10 protein-coding genes are annotated in these 18,923 nt (G+C 69.0%); 3 read left to right on the forward strand and 7 right to left on the reverse strand.

Annotated features, from left to right (window positions below):
• Positions 1-192: 192 nt before the first annotated feature.
• The 3 genes from HWX39_RS15565 to HWX39_RS15575 form a co-directional block, all read right to left on the reverse strand.
• Positions 193-444 (reverse strand): hypothetical protein, encoded by a 252-nt coding sequence (locus tag HWX39_RS15565; RefSeq protein WP_011354368.1) that lies wholly within the window; start codon positions 442-444, stop codon positions 193-195.
• Positions 445-539: 95 nt separating this feature from the next.
• Positions 540-2,762, reverse strand: coding sequence for an amylo-alpha-1,6-glucosidase (locus HWX39_RS15570; RefSeq protein WP_175968900.1), 2,223 nt, complete (start codon positions 2,760-2,762; stop codon positions 540-542).
• A gap of 152 nt (positions 2,763-2,914) precedes the next feature.
• A complete protein-coding gene (locus tag HWX39_RS15575; protein WP_175968901.1) occupies positions 2,915-11,500 on the reverse strand; it encodes an autotransporter-associated beta strand repeat-containing protein in 8,586 nt (2,861 codons plus the stop codon).
• On the opposite strand from HWX39_RS15575, the gene HWX39_RS15580 reads away from it, so the two are divergent.
• Positions 11,442-11,633 carry a hypothetical protein gene (locus HWX39_RS15580; protein WP_175968531.1) on the forward strand — a complete coding sequence of 64 codons (192 nt, stop codon included), beginning with the start codon at positions 11,442-11,444 and terminating at the stop codon, positions 11,631-11,633. The two genes, HWX39_RS15575 and HWX39_RS15580, sit on opposite strands and share 59 nt — an antisense overlap.
• 542 nt (positions 11,634-12,175) lie before the next feature.
• Here the strand turns inward: HWX39_RS15580 and HWX39_RS15585 are convergent.
• Positions 12,176-12,835, reverse strand: coding sequence for a YdcF family protein (locus HWX39_RS15585; protein ID WP_175968902.1), 660 nt, complete (start codon positions 12,833-12,835; stop codon positions 12,176-12,178).
• Positions 12,836-13,070: 235 nt separating this feature from the next.
• Positions 13,071-14,111 carry a rod shape-determining protein gene (locus tag HWX39_RS15590; protein WP_175968903.1) on the reverse strand — a complete coding sequence of 347 codons (1,041 nt, stop codon included), beginning with the start codon at positions 14,109-14,111 and terminating at the stop codon, positions 13,071-13,073.
• Between the two features lie 271 nt (positions 14,112-14,382).
• Between HWX39_RS15590 and HWX39_RS15595 the strand changes: the two genes are divergently transcribed.
• Positions 14,383-16,779, forward strand: coding sequence for a patatin-like phospholipase family protein (locus tag HWX39_RS15595; RefSeq protein ID WP_175968904.1), 2,397 nt, complete (start codon positions 14,383-14,385; stop codon positions 16,777-16,779).
• Positions 16,780-16,836: 57 nt separating this feature from the next.
• On the opposite strand, the gene HWX39_RS15600 is transcribed toward HWX39_RS15595, so the two are convergent.
• On the reverse strand, positions 16,837-17,460 hold the full coding sequence (locus tag HWX39_RS15600; RefSeq protein WP_175968905.1) for an NAD(P)H-dependent oxidoreductase: 624 nt from the start codon (positions 17,458-17,460) through the stop codon (positions 16,837-16,839).
• A gap of 24 nt (positions 17,461-17,484) precedes the next feature.
• Here HWX39_RS15600 and HWX39_RS15605 point away from each other — a divergent pair, with 24 nt between their 5' ends.
• A complete protein-coding gene (locus HWX39_RS15605) occupies positions 17,485-17,721 on the forward strand; it encodes a hypothetical protein (protein ID WP_175968906.1) in 237 nt (78 codons plus the stop codon).
• A 32-nt stretch (positions 17,722-17,753) separates the two neighbouring features.
• On the opposite strand, the gene HWX39_RS15610 is transcribed toward HWX39_RS15605, so the two are convergent.
• Positions 17,754-18,884, reverse strand: a complete 1,131-nt coding sequence (locus tag HWX39_RS15610) for an ATP-binding protein (protein WP_175015217.1) — start codon at positions 18,882-18,884, stop codon at positions 17,754-17,756.
• Positions 18,885-18,923: the final 39 nt, after the last annotated feature.

An 18,923-nucleotide genomic window follows, 5' to 3' on the forward strand; every position in this document is an offset into this window, starting at 1 on the left:
CGGTGCTTTCGCACGGGCCTCGCCGCACCCGGCCCGGGGCCGGACGGTTCTCCACAGATTGTGTTGGCAAGCTTGTGGATATCCTGCGCATCGGCCACCTAACTCATTGAGCGCACGGGGTTTTGTGCTTCATCTGCAGAATCGGGCAGCACCGGCGCGGCCCGTGCGGCGAGCGCCGGCGCCATCCGGGGATCAATGCCGGTCGAGCCCGCCGCGCAATTCACTCGCCTTGTCGCGCAACGCCTCGTAGCCCGAGCGCGCATGCTCGGGCAGGTCGGGATCGCCGATCAGCGCGCCGAGCGTTTCGATCAGGCTGAACAGGATGCCCTTCGCCGCGCCGACCGCGATGCTTTGCGATTCGATCGACTTGTGCAGGTGGTCGACCGCCGCTTCCAGGTTCTCGAGCTTGTGCTCGCTGTCGTCGGGCCGGTTGTCGGTCGTCATCGTCTACCTCCGCATCGTTCAAGGGTCATGTCACGATTCTATGCCGCGGCGCGCAAACGTGGCGCGACATCGCGCAACATTCGCGCCGCGCCGCGCTACAGCACCGCGACCACCTTCACCCCGCCCGGCTGCTCCGCCGACGCGACGACCTGGCCGTCGACGCGGCGGAACGTGAGCGACACGGTTTCTTCGCCGACGCGCAACGCGTCGATCCGCAGCCAGTCGACGCCTTCCGGCAGCGCCGGGCGCTCGACGCGCACCTCGTGGCGCGACGCGTCGATGCTCACGCCGAGGCAGGCCTGCAGCATCATGAACGGCGCACCGGCCGCCCACGCCTGCGGCAGGCAAGCCACCGGATACGCGGTCGGCGGTTCGCCGCGCCGGCGCGGGAACCCGCAGAACAGCTCGGGCAGGCGCATCTCGAAACTCACCGCCGCCTCGAACAGCGCGCGCAGCAGGTTCACCGCGGCGGTCTTGTCCCCGTAGCGCGCCAGCCCGCGCGCGATCAGCGCATTGTCGTGCGGCCACACCGAGCCGTTGTGATACGCCATCGGGTTGAAGCGCGGCTGGCCGGCCGCGAGCGTGCGGATGCCCCAGCCCGTCTGGAACAGCGTCGAGCCGAGCACGCCGGCGACCGCCGCGCCGCGCTCGGCGTCGGGCAGCCCGAACGCGAGCAGGTGGCCCGCGTTCGACGCGAACACGCGGCAGAGGTCGCCATGACCATCGAGCGCGATGCCGTAGAAATTGCCTTCCGGCATCCAGAACAGCGCGTCGACCTGCTCGCGCAGCGTCTTCGCGCGCAACGCATAGCGGGTCGCATCGGCTGCGTGGCCACGCCGCTGCGAGCACACCGACATCGCATCGAGCGCCGCGCACGCATACGCCTGCACTTCGACGAGCGCGATCGGCCCATCCGGAAAGCGGCCGTCCGCGTGGAACACCGAATCGTGGCTGTCCTTCCAGCCCTGGTTCGCGAGGCCGCGCTCCGACGTTCGCTGATAATCAAGCAGTCCGTAAGGATTGCGGTCGCACTTGTCGATCACCCATTGCGCGGCGCGCTCGAGCGCGGGCCACAGCTCGTCGATCAGCGCATCGTCGCCGGTGCGCTCGACATACGCGCCCGCGAGCACGATGAACAGCGGCGTCGTATCGACCCCGCCGTAGTACAGCGCGAACGGCACTTCACCCGTCGCGGCCATCTCGCTGCGGCGGAACTCGTGCATGATCTTGCCGGGCTCCGCATCGCGGAACGCGGAAGTCTCGCGCGCCTGATGCTCGGCCAGGAAGCGCAGCACGCCGCGCGCGAGCGACGGCTGCAGCCACAGCATCTGCAGCGACGTGATCACCGCGTCGCGGCCGAACGGCGTCGAAAACCATGGAATGCCCGCATACGGGTACGGCCCCGTGTCGAGCTGCGTCGTGAGCAGCCCGAGATCCGCGAGCGAACGGTCGAGCCACGCATCGAACAGCGGATTGCCGGTGTTCACGCGCGCCGTCGATTCGCGCCGCGCGCGCATCTCGCGGTGCACGCCGACGAGCGCGGTGCGCAGCACGACGCGGCCACATCCCGGCCCTTCCGCATGCGCCGGGCCGAGCGTCGCATCGACGGTCAGGTAGATCGACACGCAGGCCTGCGCGGCGATCGTCAGCGTGTAATCGGCACGATCGACCGACAGCGCATCGGGCGCCGGCGAGAAATGCACGGTCACGTTGCGCTCGACGCCGTCGAGGCCGTCGTAGCGCAGCCGCACCGCGCCCGCGTCGACGCGCGGCGCCGCCACGGTGCCCCGCTTCGGGCGCTGCGTGCCGCGCACTTCGAACATGTCCTTGAAATCTGCCGCGAACGACACCGACAGCGGCACCTCGGCTTCGCTCGCGCCGTAGTTCGTCAGCGTCAGCGCTTCGTAAAGCACGTCGCCCGCGAGCACGCGCATCCGCTCGATATGGATCACGCCCTCCGGCGTTTCGTGGCCCCCGAGCGGCGGCAGCGGGCGATTCGTCAGGTGCGCGGTAAACGACGCGTTGTCGGCGCTCGTCGCGCCCGACAGCAGCGACGGCGCTCGGCCGCCGAAGGTCAGGCGCCACTTCGACAGCACGCGCATGTCGTCGACGAACAGGCCGTCGTCATGGCCGCCGATGTCGCCGAGCGCGTCGCTGACCACGAACGCATCGCCGGATTTCAGGACGTACTGGTTGTTGCGCGCCAGTCCCTGCGGATCGGCTTCGGGCGCGATGAATGCGGGGCCCGACGTCGGGTTCGGGGCAACAGGCGCGACTTGCGGCGCCTGGGTCGTCGTGGCTTCAGCGTGATTCGGCATCGATGCTCCTGTGTCGGGTCGCAACGCGCGGCGCGTCGCGTGTTTCGCACAGGATAGGACAGAACGGGGGACGCGCGCAGCGACGATACCGACGCGATGGCCTGCGACGTTGCCGTCGCCGCATGCCATCGCGCGCGCACGTCAGGCGCCGGTCAGAACTTCCACAGGATGTTGCCGAGAATCGCGTTGTCGCGCACGCCGCTGCCGTACTGGCCGCTGTACGTGAGGCCGAGCGTCAGCCGCTTCGTGATGTTCGCGTCGATGCCGGCCTCGAGCACGGCGCTGTCGCGGGCAATCGGCACGCCCGATACCTGGAACGACGTGCCGCCATTCGTGAACGTGAACGCCGACGACGGACTCACGTTGCCGAACGCATGCCGCCAGCCGACCGTCCCGCGCGCGGTGAACGTGCCGCTCGCGATCGAGCCGAGTTGCGACGCCGCGCGCAAGCCGAGGGTCGAGAAGCCGACATGCGTCGTCTCGCCGCCCGCGCGCAGCGCGGCCGCGCCCCCGGTTTCCGTATAGCCGTCGGTATGCAGGTTCACATACGCGAGGCCCGCGAACGGTTCGATCGCCACGGGCCCGACCGGCAGCGCGTAGCCGATTTCGCCGAACACCTGCGCCGAATTCGCGTCGTAGCCGGCCGAATCGTGATCGGTGAAGCCCGCGAAGCCCGGGGAACGGTCGCTGTTGATCCGGTACCACGTGTACGACGCGCCGCCGCGCACGCCGAGTGCACCATACTGCGCACCGCCGTACAGCGACAGGTAGTAGCTGTTCACCGACGCCGACGAACTCTGGTCGTTGTCGAGCGAGCTGTGCGTGACACCGGCGGCCAGGCCCGCACGCCACTTGTCGTTGAGCGCCATGTCGGCACCGGCGATGAAGCCCGTCATGCTGCGGTTGATCGTCGACGCGTTGCCGTCGCCGGTGAGCCGGCTGCGGCCGCCGAACGCCTGCCCCCAGACGACCGGCTGGTAAGGTGTGCCGCCGTAGCAGCCGTCGCGCGAGCCGATCCGGCGTTCCGGCGGCAGCGTCGGGTCGACCGCACCAGCCGTGTTGTCGCCGCACAAGGCCGCGCCGCCCGACGACAGCGCGGCGAGCGGGCCCGATCCGGGCGCGAGGCCCTGGCGGACACGATCGGTCACCGCGTCGCGCACATAGCGGCTGTCGAGCAGCAGCATGCTCTTCAGGCTTGCCTGCAGTTCGCCGTCGAGCAGCCCGTAGGCGCGGCGCGCGGTCGCCGCGTCGGTCGTCACCACGGCGTCGTACAGCGGGTTGCCCGCGCCGAGCCCGCCGAGCGCGGCCGCGACGGAGCGCTGGTTCGGCGTCGTCGCGACGTCGGGAAACGCGGTACCGTTCGAGACCAGCCGCAGGTACACGTGATCCGGATCGTAGCTGAGCGTCGGCGCGAGGAACGCATAGTTCGCATTTACCTGGCTGAACGTGCCCTGCACGCCCGACGATGCGGAGAGGATCGTATAGGTCGTGCTCGGCTGGTAGCCGCTCTGGTTCGCGAGCACCTGCACGGTGCCGCCGTTCAGCGTCGCCGTGCCGCCCGCCGCGAGGCTGCCGCTTTGCTGCGGCGTGGCCGCGACCTGGAACGTCGAGCCCGGCTGGAACGTGACGTTGCCGCCCACGTTCAGCGCCGCGCCCGGCTGCGACGCGGCAGCCGTCGCGCCGCCCTGCACCACGAGGCCGCCGATCGTGCCGGTGCCCGTGACCGTCGCACCGTTCTGCACGGTCACGGTCGACTGGCCGAGCGAACCGTTGACGGCGAGCGTGCCCGCGCTGACCGTGGTCGGGCCGCTCAGCGTGCTGGTGCCCGTCAACGTCAGTTGCCCGCTGCCGGTCTGCGTCAGCGAGCCGGCACCGGACAGCACGCTTGCGATCGTCACGTTACCGGATTGATTGACGATCAGCGCGCCGTTGTCGACGACATTGCCTGCGATGCTGCCCGACGTGCCGCCGTTGCCGAGTTGCAGCGTGCCGCCTGCCGCGATCGTGGTACCGCCCGTGTACGTGTTGCTGCCGGTCAGCACCTGCATGCCGCTCGCCACCGTGACGCTGCCCGAGCCGCCGATCGTGCCGCCGAATGCGGTGCCGCCGCCGTTCAATGTCAATGCATTCGTGCCGAGATTCACGCTGGTGCCGGCGCCGCCTGACAGCGCGCCGATCGCCTGCGCGCCCGTCGCGCCGCTCGCGTCGAAGGTCGCACCCGTGCCCGCGAGATTCACCGCGCCCGTCGCTGCGAGGCTGCCGCCCGCACCCAGCGCAAGCGTACTGCCACCGTTGATCGTCGTGCCGCCGGTGTATGTGTTCGCGCCCGTCAGTGTTTGCGTTCCGGTGCCTGCGACCGTCACGCTGCCCGCACCGCCGATCGTCCCGCCGAACGTGCCGGCACCGCTGCCGTTCAGTGTCAACGCATTCGTGCCGAGGCTCACGCTGGTGCCCGCGCCGCCGGACAGCGTACCGATCGTCTGCGCACCCGTCGCGCCGCTCACGTCGAAGGTCGCACCCGTGCCCGCGAGATTCACCGCGCCCGTCGATGCGAGGCTGCCGCCCGCGCCCAGCGCCAACGTGCTGCCGCCGTTGACCGTCGTGCCGCCGGTATACGTATTTGCGCCCGTCAGCGTTTGCGTGCCCGTACCGGCCAGCGTCACACCACCGGTGCCGCCGATCGCGCCGCCGAATGTCCCGCCGCTACCGCTCAGCGTCAGCGCGTTGGCACCCAGGTTCACGTTCGTGCCGGTGCCACCGGACAGCGTGCCGATCGTCTGCGCGCCCGTCGCGCCGCTCAGGTTGAACGTCGCGCCTGCGCCAGCCAGATTCACCGCGCTGCCCGACGCGAGGCTGCCGCCCGCGCCGAGCGCGAGCGTGCTGCCACCGTTGATCGTCGTGCCGCCGCTGTAGGTGTTCGCACCCGTCAGCGTTTGCGTGCCGGCACCGGCGAACGTCACGCCGCCGGTGCCGCCGATCGCGCCACCGAAGGTCCCGCCGCTGCCGCTCAGCGTCAGCGCGTTGGCACCCAGGTTCACGTTCGTGCCGGTGCCACCGGACAGCGTGCCGATCGTCTGCGCGCCCGTCGCGCCGCTCAGGTTGAACGTCGCGCCTGCGCCAGCCAGATTCACCGCGCTGCCCGACGCGAGGCTGCCGCCCGCGCCCAGCGCCAACGTGCTGCCGCCGTTGATCGTCGTGCCGCCCGTGTACGTGTTCGCGCCCGTCAGTGTTTGCGTGCCGGCACCGGCGAACGTCACGCCGCCGGTGCCGCCGATCGCGCCACCGAAGGTCCCGCCGCTGCCGCTCAGCGTCAGCGCGTTGGCGCCCAGGTTCACGTTCGTGCCGGCCGCACCGGTCAGCGCACCGATCGTCTGCGCGCCCGATGCGCCGCCCAGGTTGAACGTCGCACCCGCGCCGGCCAGATTCACCGCGCCGCTCGCCGCGAGGCTGCCGCCCGCACCCAGCGCGAGCGTGCTCCCGCCGTTGATCGTCGTGCCGCCCGTGTACGTGTTCGCGCCCGTCAGCGTTTGCGTGCCCGTACCGGCCAGCGTCAGGCCGCCGGCGCCGCCGATCGTCCCGCCGAACGTGCTAGCGCCGTTGCCGCTCAGCGTCAGCGCGTTGGTGCCCAGGTTCACGTTCGTTCCGGTCGCGCCGGTCAGCGCGCCGATCGTCTGCGCGCCCGATGCGCCGCTCAGGTTGAACGTCGCACCCGCGCCGGCCAGATTCACCGCACTGCCCGACGCGAGGCTGCCGCCCGCACCCAGCGCCAACGTGCTGCCGCCGTTGATCGTCGTGCCGCCCGTGTACGTGTTCGCGCCCGTCAGTGTTTGCGTGCCGGCACCGGCGAACGTCACGCCGCCGGTGCCGCCGATCGCGCCACCGAAGGTCCCGCCGCTGCCGCTCAGCGTCAGCGCGTTGGCGCCCAGGTTCACGTTCGTGCCGGCCGCACCGGTCAGCGCACCGATCGTCTGCGCGCCCGATGCGCCGCCCAGGTTGAACGTCGCGCCCGCGCCTGCCAGATTCACCGCGCCGCTCGCTGCGAGGCTGCCGCCCGCGCCGAGCGCGAGCGTGCTCCCGCCGTTGATCGTCGTGCCGCCGGTGTAGGTGTTCGCGCCCGTCAGCGTTTGCGTGCCCGTACCGGCCAGCGTCACACTACCGGTGCCGCCGATCGCGCCGCCGAACGTGCCGCTGCCGCTGCCGTTCAGCGTCAGCGCATTCGCGCCGAGATCGACGTTCGTGCCCGCCGCGCCCGACAGCGTACCGATCGTCTGCGCGCCCGATGCGCCGCTCAGGTTGAACGTCGCGCCCGCGCCGGCCAGATTCACCGCGCTGCCCGACGCGAGGCTGCCGCCCGCGCCCAGCGCGAGCGTGCTGCCACCGTTGATCGTCGTGCCGCCGGTGTAGGTGTTCGCACCCGTCAGCGTTTGCGTGCCGGCACCGGCGAACGTCACGCCGCCGGTGCCGCCGATCACGCCGCCGAAGGTGCCGCTGGCCGTGCCGCCGAGCGTCAGCCCGTTGCTGCCGAGGTTCACGTTCGTCCCGGCCGCGCCCGACAGCGCGCCGATCGTCTGCGCGCCCGATGCGCCGCTCACGTCGAATGCCGCCCCCGTGCCCGCGAGATTCACCGCGCCCGTCGACGCGAGGCTGCCGCCCGCACCCAGCGCGAGCGTGCTGCCGCCGTTGATTGTCGTGCCGCCTGTGTACGTGTTCGTACCCGTCAGCGTTTGCGTGCCCGTACCGGCCAGCGTCACACTACCGGTGCCGCCGATCGCGCCGCCGAACGTATGATTACCGCCGCCGCTCAACGTCAGTCCGTTGCCGCCCAGGTTCACGTTCGTACCGGCCGCGCCCGACAGCGCGCCGATCGTCTGCGCGCCCGATGCGCCGCTCAGGTTGAACGTCGCACCCGCGCCGGCGAGATTCACCGTGCCGCTCGCTGCAAGGCTGCCGCCCGCACCCAGCGCGAGCGTGCTCCCGCCGTTGATCGTCGTGCCGCCCGTGTACGTGTTCGCGCCCGTCAGCGTTTGCGTGCCCGTGCCCGCCAGCGTCAGGCCGCCCGTGCCGCCGATCGCGCCGCCGAAGGTGCCGCTGGCAGTCCCGCTCAGCGTCAGCCCGTTGCCGCCGAGGCTCACGTTCGTGCCGGCGACGCCGCTCAGCGCGCCGATCGTCTGCGTACCCGTTGCACCGCTCAGGTCGAGCGCCGCACCCGCGCCGGCCAGGTTCATCGCGCCGGTCGTCGCAAAGCTGCCGCCCGCGCCGAGCGCCAACGTGCCGGCGTTGATCGTCGTGCCGCCGGTGTAGGTGTTCGCGCCGGTCAGCGTGGTGGTCGCCGCGCCGTTCTTCACGAGGCTGCCCGCGCCGGCGATCGGGCCGCTCAACCCGAGCGCGTTGCTGCCGCCCACCGTGAGCGCCGCGCCCGTGCCGAGATTGACCGCGTTGCCGACCGTCAGGCTCGCGTTCGTATCCAGCGTCGCGGCACCGCCGACGTTCAGCGCGCCGGTGCCGAGTGCCGAGCCGTTGCCGAGCACGAGGCCGCCGCTGTTCAGGTTCGTGCCGCCGGTATAGGTATTCGCACCGTTCAGCGTCTGCGTGCCGGTGCCGGCCAGCGTCAGGCTGCCCGTGCCGCCGATCAGGCCGCTGAACGTGCCGCTGGCAGTCCCGCCCAGCGTCAGTGCGTTACCGCCAAGGTTGAGGTTCGTTCCCGCGACACCCGACAGCGCGCCGAACGACTGCGCGCCCGTCGCGCCGCTCAGGTCGAGCGCCGCGCCCGCGCCGGCCAGGTTCACCGCGCCGGTCGTCGCGAAGCTGCCGCCCGTGCCGAGCGCGAGCGTGCCGCTGTTGATCGTCGTGGTGCCCGAGTACGTGTTCGCGCCGGTCAGCGTGGTGGTCGCCGCGCCGTTCTTCACGAGGTTGCCCGCGCCGGAGATCCCACCGCTCAGCGCGAGGGCGTTGCTGCCGCCGAGCGTCAGCGTCGAGCCGGTACCGGCGAGATTGACCGCGTTGGCGACCGTCACGTTCGTATTCGTATCGAGTGTCGCCGCGCCGCCGACGGTCAGCGCGCCGGTGCCGAGCGACGCGTTGTTGCCGAGCACGACGCTGCCGCTGTTCAGGTTCGTGCCGCCCGAGTAGGTGCTCGCGCCGTTCAATGTCTGCGTGCCGGTGCCCGCCAGCGTCAGGCCGCCGGTGCCGCCGATCGCGCCGCTGAACGTGCCGCTGGCCGTGCCGCCGAGCGTCAGCGCATTGCCGCCGAGGATCACGCTCGTACCCGCGGCGCCCGACAGTGCGCCGATCGCCTGCGCGCCGCCCGCGCTGATGTCGAGCGCCGCACCGGCGTTGGCGAGATTCACCGTGCCCGTTGCCGCGAGACTGCCGCCCGTGCCGAGCGCCAGCGTGCCCGCGTTGATCGTCGTGCCGCCGGTGTAGGTGTTCGCACCGGTCAATGTCGTGGTCGCCGCGCCATTCTTCACGAGGCTGCCCGCGCCGGAAATCGCGCCGCGCAACCCGAGTGCGTTGCTGCCGCCGAGCGTCAGCGCGGCGCCCGTGCCCAGATCGATCGCGTTGCCGACCGACAGGTTCGTATTCGTATCGAGCGTCGCCGCGCCGCCGACGGTCAGCGCGCCGGTGCCGAGCGCCGAGCCGTTGCCGAGCACGAGCCCGCCGGCATTCAGCGTCGTGCCGCCCGTATAGGTGTTCGCGCCGGACAGCGTCACCGCCGCCGCGCCGTTCTTCACGAGACCGCCGCCGCCGGCGATCACGCCGCCCAGGCCGAGACCGGTGCTGCCGCCCAGCGTCAGCGTGGTGCCCGTCGCGATATTGACGCCGTTCGCGAGCGACACGTTGGTGGTCGCATCGAGCGTCGACGAACCGTTCACGTTCACCGCGCCGGCGCCGAGCGACGTATTGCTGCCGACGACGAGGTTGCCGCCGTTCAGGTTCGTGCCGCCCGTATACGTGTTCGTGCCCGTCAGCGTTTGCGTGCCGGTGCCTGACAGCGTGACGCTGCCCGCCCCGCCGATCGTGCCGGCATAGGTCGCATTGACGCTGCCGTCGAGCGTCAGCGAATTGCCGCCGAGGCTCACGTTCGTACCGGCCGCGCCCGCCAGCGCGCCGATCGTCTGTGCGCCCGACGCGTTGCTCATGTCGAACGTCGCGCCCCCGCCGGTCAGGTTGACCGTGCCCGTCGCCGACAGACTGCCGCCCGCGCCCAGCGCGAGCGTCCCGCTGTTGATCGTCGTGTCGCCGGTGTAGGTGTTCGCGCCGGTCAGCGTGGTCGTCGCCGCGCCGTTCTTCACGAGGCCGCCGTTTCCACTGATCGTGCCGGCCAGCCCGAGATCGTTGCTGCCGCCGATCGTCAGCGTCGAGCCCGTGGCGAGATTGACCGTGTTGTTGAGCGTCACGTTTGCGCTCGTGTCGATCGACGCGTTCGTATTGACGTTCAGCGCACCCGTGCCAAGCGACGTATTGTTGCCGACGACCAGACCGCCGCCGTTCAGGTTCGTGCCGCCCGTGTACGCGTTCGCACCGGACAGCGTCAGCGTGCCGCCATCGTTCTTCGTCAGCGCGCCGACGCCCGACACCGTGCCCGACAGCGTGACCCCGGTCGCGCCCTGCACCGTCATCCCGCCGCCGGTGAGCGTCACGTTGTTGGCGACGTTGAGCCCTGTCGTACCCGCCTGCAGCGCACCGCCATTGGCCGTGATGTTCCCGGTGCCGAGCGACGCGTTGTTGTTGATGATCGCGACGCCGCCGTTCAGCGTCGCGTCCTGCGCGGTGGACGCACCGTTGATCGTCCAGTTGCCGCTGTTGACGTCGAGGTGGTTGAAGTTGATGTAGTTGTTGGCCGCGATCGTGCCGTTCGCGGTGGCACCCTGCTGCAGATTGAGCGTGTTGTTGCCGCCCGCGCCGCCGTCGACGACGCCAGTCGCGGCCACGCCGAGCGTGACCGGGCCGACCGTAATGTTGAACGCGCTGCCGGTGCCGCCCGCCGTGTTGACCGACGAACCGGTCACGGCATTGAACGTGTTGGTGCTGTTCGCGCCCATCGACACGCCGCCGTTGATCGTTCCCGAGTTGGTAAACGTATTGCCCTGCCCGGGCGTGCCGTTCGTGTCGAACGAGACGCGGCCATTGATCGTTCCGCTGTTCGACATATTGACCTGGCCGCCGCCGTAGGCGGCGACCACGGGCGCGTCCGCGCCGACGAGGGTCGCACCGACCAGCGGGTTGGACCCGATCGTGCCGGTGTTCGTGATGTTCGACGTGCCGCCCGTGCCGTTCTGGACCGACAGCGCCATGCCCGTCACACCGCTGATCGCCACGCCGGTCGAGCCGTTCATCGTGCCGTTGTTGGTCACGGTCGTCGTGCTCGCCGCCGCGTTGCCGACCACGGCCCCGCTCGACAGCACGCCGAGCCCCGAGCCGAGCGCGGAAGGATCGATCGTGCCGTTGTTGGTCAGCCTGACGCCGTTGCCGGTCAACGACATCGCCGTGCCGCCGACGCCGAGCAGCACGCCGACGCTCCCGCCGGGGTTGACCGTCGCGTTCAGGTTGTTCGCGCTGTTCGCGTAACTGGGAGCCAGCGGGTTCGCGACGCCGGAACAGGTCACCGTGGTGCCTGCCGTGCTGCAGGTCGCCTGGGCGGGAACGATGCCCGCGCCGGACAGCGCCAGGAAAACCCCCGTGGGCAACAGCAATCTCGGAAACGGCTCGCCGGTTTTTTTCGAACGCGCAAGATTCATGCTTTCCCTCGCTTTTCACTTTGGTATTGGTATTGCGCCCACGCCCGACGGCACGCAGCAGAAAATCACGGACAATAGCGTGCCCGCCGGCGATCGCAATGCGACGTCGACTTATTCACGGATGAATTTTTGATAAACCCCGGGTTGCGAACGCGAAGCTAGTCGAAAGACATGATGGCGGCCCCTGATTTTATGCAGCGACTTTCTGGTTGATTTGGTTCCTGCCCCGCTTTTGTCAGACAAGACTATATCAAAGTCCAGCCGTTTTCCAGTCGATTTTTACCCATCAGATCAACGCCAAACGAGCGTGCATTTCTTACCCGCCGTTGCGTGTATGGCAGTAGCATTCAGCAGTTTTTCTGCGGGTTTATTTTGATCTTTCGCAAAAACATCTGAATCGACGCATCCGTGGAAACGCTAACATACGGCCTTGATTCAAGAAACGTGAATTTTGCGGTGCGATATTTTCATTCCAGGAAACCGCCGACATCGATAATAAGCATCCATTTAATAATCAAACAGAAACCGGATTTTCACGTGCCCGGAAAAATCGCTTCGAATTCCGTCTTGCATCAGACCTGAAACGCGAATCGTTATCGCGGGTCCGGCGTGAAGCGGCACGAAGGAAGGTCGGAGAAAATCAGACACCGGGGGCGTTCGCCCCCGTGCATCGCGTTACGAAAACAGGCTCATCAGGTAAAGCATCGGCCGGAACGAGACCGGCCGCGCATCGGGATTCACCCACAGGCGCATCGCATACACCGCGTAGGCCGGCACTTCGCGCCAGCTCGAATAGACATCGCGCAACTGGAAGCGGCGCGGATATGCGGCGTAGATGTTCTCCCGCGCGATGCCGACGCGCTCGAACGCGAGGCGCGCCCGTGCAAGATGGTAGTACTGACTGACGATCAGCACGCGCGACAGGCGGTGCGCCTGCAGGTACGCAAGCGTGTGCTGCGCGGTCGCGAGCGTGTTGTCGCCCTGGTCGTCGACCGTGATCCGGTCGGCCGGCACGCCGCGCGCCACGAGATAGTCGCGCATGGCCGTCGCTTCGTTCAGCCCGGGGCCGTCGATCGCGCCGCTGACCAGAAACGCCGGGCACTGCCCCGTGCGGTAGCAGCGCACGCCGACGTCGAGCCGGGCCGCGAGCACGGGCTTCGGCACGCCCTTCTCGTCGAGTGCGTTGCCGAAGATCACGGCGACGTCGGCCGGCTCGCTCGGCATCCGCATCCCGTACGCGACGAGCACGACTGCCGCGGCAACCCAGATGCACGCGACGATGGCCAGCACGCGGCCAACTCGGGCCGCAAAGCCCCGTTTGGATTGGTATTTCAAGGTTCTTGATCTCTCAGGTCGTCGGGCGTACCGGCTGGCCCCGCCCAGCATGGGCGCGTAACGCTAGCACGGCACGCTCGCGTGCGTCCACGCTGCGGATCGAGACGGGACTGTTACCGACCTTTCGGCGAGACGATCGACGAAGCGTGCCCGGAAAGGCGGGTCGGCCTTACGGAGATCGAAAGAATGGAAATGGCGCCGCAACACGGCGGTGCCCGGCCTGGCCCGAACCGCGTCAATCGACCTGGCACATCGTGAGCCGCCCCATCGCCTCGCCCGCACCGCGCACCGCGCAGGTGGCCGGCTCGTCGGCGATCCGGGCGACGAGCCCCGTCTCGTCGTACAGCAGGCGCTCGAGATCCGCGAGCAGCGCACCGCCGCCCGTCAGCACCACGCCACGATTCGCGATGTCGGTCACGAGCTCGGCCGGCGCGTTCTCCAGCACCGACTTCACCGCGCCGATCACCTGCTTGAGCGGCGCGGCCAGCGCGTCCGCCACGTCGTGGTTGGACAGCTCGATCGAGCGCGGCAGGCCGTCGCCGACACCCCGCCCGACCGCGCGCGTCGACCTGCGCGGCACCGCGCTGGTGGCCGAGCCGATCGTCTGCTTGACGTGCTCGGCCGTCTGTTCGCCGAGCAGCACGCCATACAGGTTGCGCACATGGTTGACGATCGCCGCGTCGAACTGGTTGCCGCCCACGCGAATCGCTTCACGGTAGACGATGCCGCCGAGCGCGATCACCGCGACTTCGGTCGTCCCGCCGCCGATATCGACGACCATCGAGCCCACCGGCTCGGTCACCGGCAGGCCCGCGCCGAGCCCGGCCGCCAGCGATTCCTCGATCAGTTCGACCTCCGATACACCCGCGGCGAACGCGGCCTCGCGGAGCGCGCGGCGCTCGACGGCCGTCGCATCGGACGGCACGCACAACGTGACCTCGACGCGGCGGCCGAAGCGCGAACGCGTGCGCGACATGTCGATGAAGCTGCGGATCATCTGCTCGGCTGCGTGCGCGTCGGCGATCACGCCGTGCCGCATCGGCCGCACGGCTTCGAGATGCCCCGGTTCGCGGCCGAGCAGCGCCTTCGCGAGCTCGCCGACGGCCTCGAGCGTCGGCCGCGCGTCGGTCGCACCGGCGCCGGCCTTGCGGAAGCAGACGACCGACGGCTGGTTCAGCACCACCCCGCGTTCATGCGTATAAATCCGCGTACTCGCCGTTCCGGGATCGATCGCAACGGGTTGCGCAAACAACTTTCCGAACAGCGGTGTCGACATATCAAACCTTTGTAATCGAACAGGCCAGGGCAGCCGGGCCGCATTTCCGCGGCCCGTCCATGCCGCCCCATCACGAACTTAGCGGCAAATCGTTCCGATACTTTAGGCAATTCCGATGATTTTTTCGCGACTGAATTGTCAAAAGTGCCGTTCCGGACGCATCCGGCTACGCAACAGCCGCTCGCATTGCGCCTGTAAAACACGGTAATCTCTCGGTCTTGCCTGCTCCCGGCAGGCCTCAGACGCCCGATCACGCCAGGTATTTTCCACCATGACAGCGACCGTTTCCTTCCGCTGGGCGCGGTTGCGCCCGCTTTGCACGACGCTCGTCGCCTTCTGGTGCTGCACGGTCGCCGCGCAACCGCTGCCGGCCACCGGCTCCGCCGCCGCGGCCCCGGCCGCTGCCGCCAGCGCGCCGGCTGCGGCGCCCGCGCCAGCCGGGCACACCTGCGAAGCCGACGGCGGCCCGGCCGGCCGGCCGTCGATCGGCCTCGTGCTGTCCGGCGGCGGCGCGCGCGGCTATGCGCACCTCGGCGTCCTCAAGGTGCTGGAGGACAACCGCATCCCGATCGACTGCATCGCCGGCACCAGCATGGGCGCCGTGGTCGGCGGCCTGTACGCGAGCGGCATGGCCGCCGGCGAGATGCAGCAGCGGCTGTCGGAGGTCAACCTCGCGGACATCGCGTTCGACGTGACGGAGCGCGCGGACCTGCCGCAAACCAGCCGCGAGGACGAGCGCCTGTACATCAACGGGCTGACGCTCGGCTTCGGCAAGAAAGGCGTGAAGGCGCCGGTCGGCCTCGTGCAGGGCAACCGGCTGCAGGCGCTGCTCGCGAGATGGACCGCCGCCGTGCCGACCAACCAGCCGTTCGACCGCCTGCCGATCCCGTTCCATGCGGTCGCGACCGACCTGCAGACGGGCCAGATGGTGGTGCTCGACCACGGCTCGCTGCCGCTCGCGATCCGCGCGAGCATGGCGATGCCGGGCCTGTTCGCGCCGGCCGAGATCAACGGGCGCGCGCTCGTGGACGGCGGGCTCGTCAGCAACCTGCCCGTCGACACCGCGCGGCAGATGGGCGCGAACGTCGTGATCGCGGTCGACATCGGCTCGCAACTGCGCCCGCTCGACGCGCTCGCGTCGCCCGCCGACGTGATGCAGCAGATGGTCGGCATCCTGATCCGCCAGAACGTGACCGCGCAGCGCAAGCAGCTCGACGCGCAGGACGTGCTGCTCACGCCGGACCTCGGCTCGCTCGCGTTCACCGACTTCCAGAACGCGAAGCAGGCGATCGCCGCCGGCGCGGCCGCCGCGACCGCGGCGCTGCCGAAGCTGCAACGCTTCGCGCTCACGCCGGAACAGTACGCGGCCTACCGGTCGGCGCACGCGCAGCCGCTGCCGCCGCCGATCCGGATCACGCGCATCGACATCAAGACCAGCGGCGGCGTGCCGAAGCGGGTCGTCAGCAACGCGCTGCACGTGAAGCCCGGCGACACCTACGATCCGGATACCGTCAGCCAGGATCTGCTCGGGCTCACGACGGGCGGCAACTTCGAGAGCGTCACGCAGCAGATCGTGAGCCACGGCGACGAAAACGTGCTCGAGATCAACGCGCGCGAAAAATACTGGGGGCCGAATTTCCTGCTGTTCGGGCTCGGCATGTCGAGCAGCTCGACCGACGAGGGCGGCTTCCGCCTGCACGTCGGCTACCGGCGGCCGTGGCTCACCGAATCGGGGCTCGAATTCCGCGCGGACACGACGATCGGCAGCGACCTGCAATCGGCGCGCATCGAGTTCCGCCAGCCGCTGTCGATGGCGTACGGCGTCTATCTGTCGCCGTACGCGGAATACCAGCGCCGCTACGCGAACCTGTACGACGACAGCGGCAACGTGAAGATCACGCAGTACCTGATGCAGACCGCGCGCGCCGGGCTCGATCTCGGCCTGCCGATTGCGCGGCTCGGCGATTTCCGCATCGGGATCGGTTATGTGACCGGGCACGGCTCGCCGACCTACAACCTGCCGTTCGACGACGGCGACGGCCAGGCGCTGCTGTGGCCAAGCTTCACGTCGCAGGCGCTGACCGCGCGCGCGCGGCTCGTCATCGACCAGCTCGACGATCCGCTGTTCCCGCGCAAGGGCTATTTCACCGAGCTGCGCGTCGAACGCTCGCTGGTGTCGCGCAACGGGGGGTCGGCGTCGGAGTTCGACGACAGCATCAACAACGCGCCCTACACCGAGATCTACGGCAAGGCGATGGTTGCGCAGCAGTTCGGCCGGCACAGCGTCAGCGCGACGATCGAAGGCGGCAAGAGCATCGGCGGCACCAACCTGATCAACGCGTTCAACTTCACGCTCGGCGGTTTTCAGCATCTGTCCGCGTATGCGGCCGACCAGCTGAACGGCAACGAGCTCGCGTACGCGCAGGTGACCTACATGAACCAGCTGATGACGTTCAACGCATCGCCGATCAAGGCGCTGTCGGTGGGCGCCAGCGCGGAAGTCGGCAACGTCTGGTCGAGCGGCCAGCAGATCGGCGGCGGCGCGCTCAAGCAGAGCTATACGTTCTTCACGAGCCTGTCGACCGCATTCGGGCCTGTCTACATCGGCGTAGCGCTCGCGCCCAGCGGCCGCCGCAACTTCTACCTGCAGCTCGGCCGCACGTACTGAGCGTGCGCGGATGCCGCTTCGGCGGCATCCGCGTCTGCCTCGCGCCGCCCGCCTGGATCAGAACTCCGCCGCCATCGCGACCGCGCGCGCTTGCGCCCGCTCGATGCTGTCGCTTGCCCGCGCACTCCACGTGTGTTCGACGGTCAGGCTTCTGACCTCGCTCACGCCGATGAACCTCAACCAGAATTCGATGTAGTCGGCCTGGTACTGGAACCCGGGGTTGTCGGCGCCCGCGCCGGTTTCCCGGCTTTGCCCGCGAACATGGATCACCAGCGCGCGCGGAATTTCCAGCAGCGGCGCGTATGCGTTGCCGTCGAACGTAAACAGCATGTTGCGCTGGCTGACGAGATCGATCAGTTGCTTGAGCTTGTACGGATAGCCGAAATTCCACATCGGCACGCCGACGACGATCCGGTCCGCCTCCTGAAAACGCTTCACGAGCGACTGGATTCGCCGCCAGATCGACTGCTCGGCCTCGTCCATCGGCGCGTTTGCGACGCCCTTGTACTTGGCGCCGATCGCGTCGCTGCCAAAATCCGGCAAGTCTTCTTCCCAGACATTCAGCGTATCGACGTCGAGCGTTGCGCCCGTCTCCCGGTACGCATCGACAAAGGTATTGGCAACCGCGATCGAAGCCGACCTGGCGCCGCGAGGAGAAGACACGATATTCAAAAGCCGCATGATGTGAGACCCGGACAGGAATGCATGATCAACGAGGCGGCCGGCGTGGCGGCCCCGGCTTCACTGCTGCGTCGCGGGCCGCAGGTCTTCATTGTCATGGATCGGCCCGCCCATATAGTTGCAATTGCAATCGTAATGCAAAGCGCGCACGCGCGGCAACCGAATCGTCACGCGATTGCGGTGCGGGAAAGGTACGGCGTGAATGACCGGCGACGCACTCGAATCCGGCGCGCGCGGCTGCGTGCTGTCGTGCTGCTGTGACCGTCGAGGCTCGGCGCCCGTGCGGCGACTCGCTAGACCGGCCAGCTGATCTCGAAGCGCGCGCCGCCGAGTTCGACGGGATCGACGACCGCGATCCGGCCGTTGTGCGCATGGAGCACCTGCCGCGTGATCGACAGGCCAAGGCCATAGCCGCCGGTGCGGCGGTCGAGGCGTACGAATGCGTCGAAGATCCGCTCGCGTTCGCTCTCCGGCACGCCGGGGCCGTCGTCCTCGACGAAGATCCCGATATTGCCGTGCACGAGCGAGATCCCGACGACGATCCGCGATTTCGCGTACTTGCTCGCGTTGCGCAACAGGTTGCGCATCGCATACGACATCAGCCGCCGGTCCATCTTCACGCGCAGATCCGACGCGATCGCGATGCGCGACTCGATCGCGCGCTCCGGATACAGCAGCTGCGCATCGTTGACCTGATGCTCGAACCACGCGACGGGGGCCGTCATCTCGAGGTTCGACTGCAGCGAGCTGTATTCGAGCCGCGCGTACGTGAGGCTCATGTCGATCAGCTCTTCAAGCTCGGTCACGTCCTGCGCGATGCTCTCGAGCGCACCCTGGTATTCGGCCGCGGAACCCGGTTCGCGCAGCATTTCGAGCGCGAAGCGCACACGTGCGAGCGGCGTGCGCAGCTCGTGCGAGATGCCGTTCGTCAGATCGCGCTGCGCGGCGATCAGCCGTTCCATGCGCATCGCGAGCGCATTCAGCGTCCGCGCGAGCGGGCCGATGATCACGCTGTGCGATTCGCGCGCGCGCGTGTTGAAGCGCCCGCCCGTGAAATCGATCGCGCGCTCGCGCACCATCACGAGATCCGACCACACCGGCCGCATCCACCGGTACGCCGCGAGCGCGGGTGCGGCGAACACGAACACGAGCACGATCCAGATGTCGCCGGGCAGCGAATCGAACGCATGCCACACGACCTGCGGCGACAATTCGACGCACAGCGCGAGTGCCGGCACGAGCGCGGTCAGCAGCACGAGGCCGAGTAGATGCAGGTAGGTGCGCACGTAAAGGCGCGACCAGCTCGGGATGCGATCGGCGCGCGTATCGGTCCACGCGCGGCGGAAATGCAGCCAGCGCCATTTGACGTAGCGCAGCGTCGGCAGCGGCGGTGCATCGGGGTGCGAACGGGTTCGTCGGATCATCTCGGCTCCCGGCCGGCGGGTGGAATGCCCGCGCGAAAC

Origin of the sequence: Burkholderia sp. BCC0322 (genome assembly GCF_902833045.1) — a bacterium.
Classification (GTDB): Bacteria; Pseudomonadota; Gammaproteobacteria; order Burkholderiales; family Burkholderiaceae; genus Burkholderia.

What these genes read in the sequence shown, in the direction of transcription:
- HWX39_RS15565 (WP_011354368.1), bottom strand. Translation starts at nt 444, where the DNA reads ATGACGACCGACAACCGGCCCGACGACAGCGAGCACAAGCTCGAGAAC.
- HWX39_RS15570 (WP_175968900.1), bottom strand. Translation starts at nt 2,762, where the DNA reads ATGCCGAATCACGCTGAAGCCACGACGACCCAGGCGCCGCAAGTCGCG.
- HWX39_RS15575 (WP_175968901.1), bottom strand. Translation starts at nt 11,500, where the DNA reads ATGAATCTTGCGCGTTCGAAAAAAACCGGCGAGCCGTTTCCGAGATTG.
- HWX39_RS15590 (WP_175968903.1), bottom strand. Translation starts at nt 14,111, where the DNA reads ATGTCGACACCGCTGTTCGGAAAGTTGTTTGCGCAACCCGTTGCGATC.
- HWX39_RS15595 (WP_175968904.1), top strand. Translation starts at nt 14,383, where the DNA reads ATGACAGCGACCGTTTCCTTCCGCTGGGCGCGGTTGCGCCCGCTTTGC.
- HWX39_RS15600 (WP_175968905.1), bottom strand. Translation starts at nt 17,460, where the DNA reads ATGCGGCTTTTGAATATCGTGTCTTCTCCTCGCGGCGCCAGGTCGGCT.
- HWX39_RS15605 (WP_175968906.1), top strand. Translation starts at nt 17,485, where the DNA reads ATGATCAACGAGGCGGCCGGCGTGGCGGCCCCGGCTTCACTGCTGCGT.
- HWX39_RS15610 (WP_175015217.1), bottom strand. Translation starts at nt 18,884, where the DNA reads ATGATCCGACGAACCCGTTCGCACCCCGATGCACCGCCGCTGCCGACG.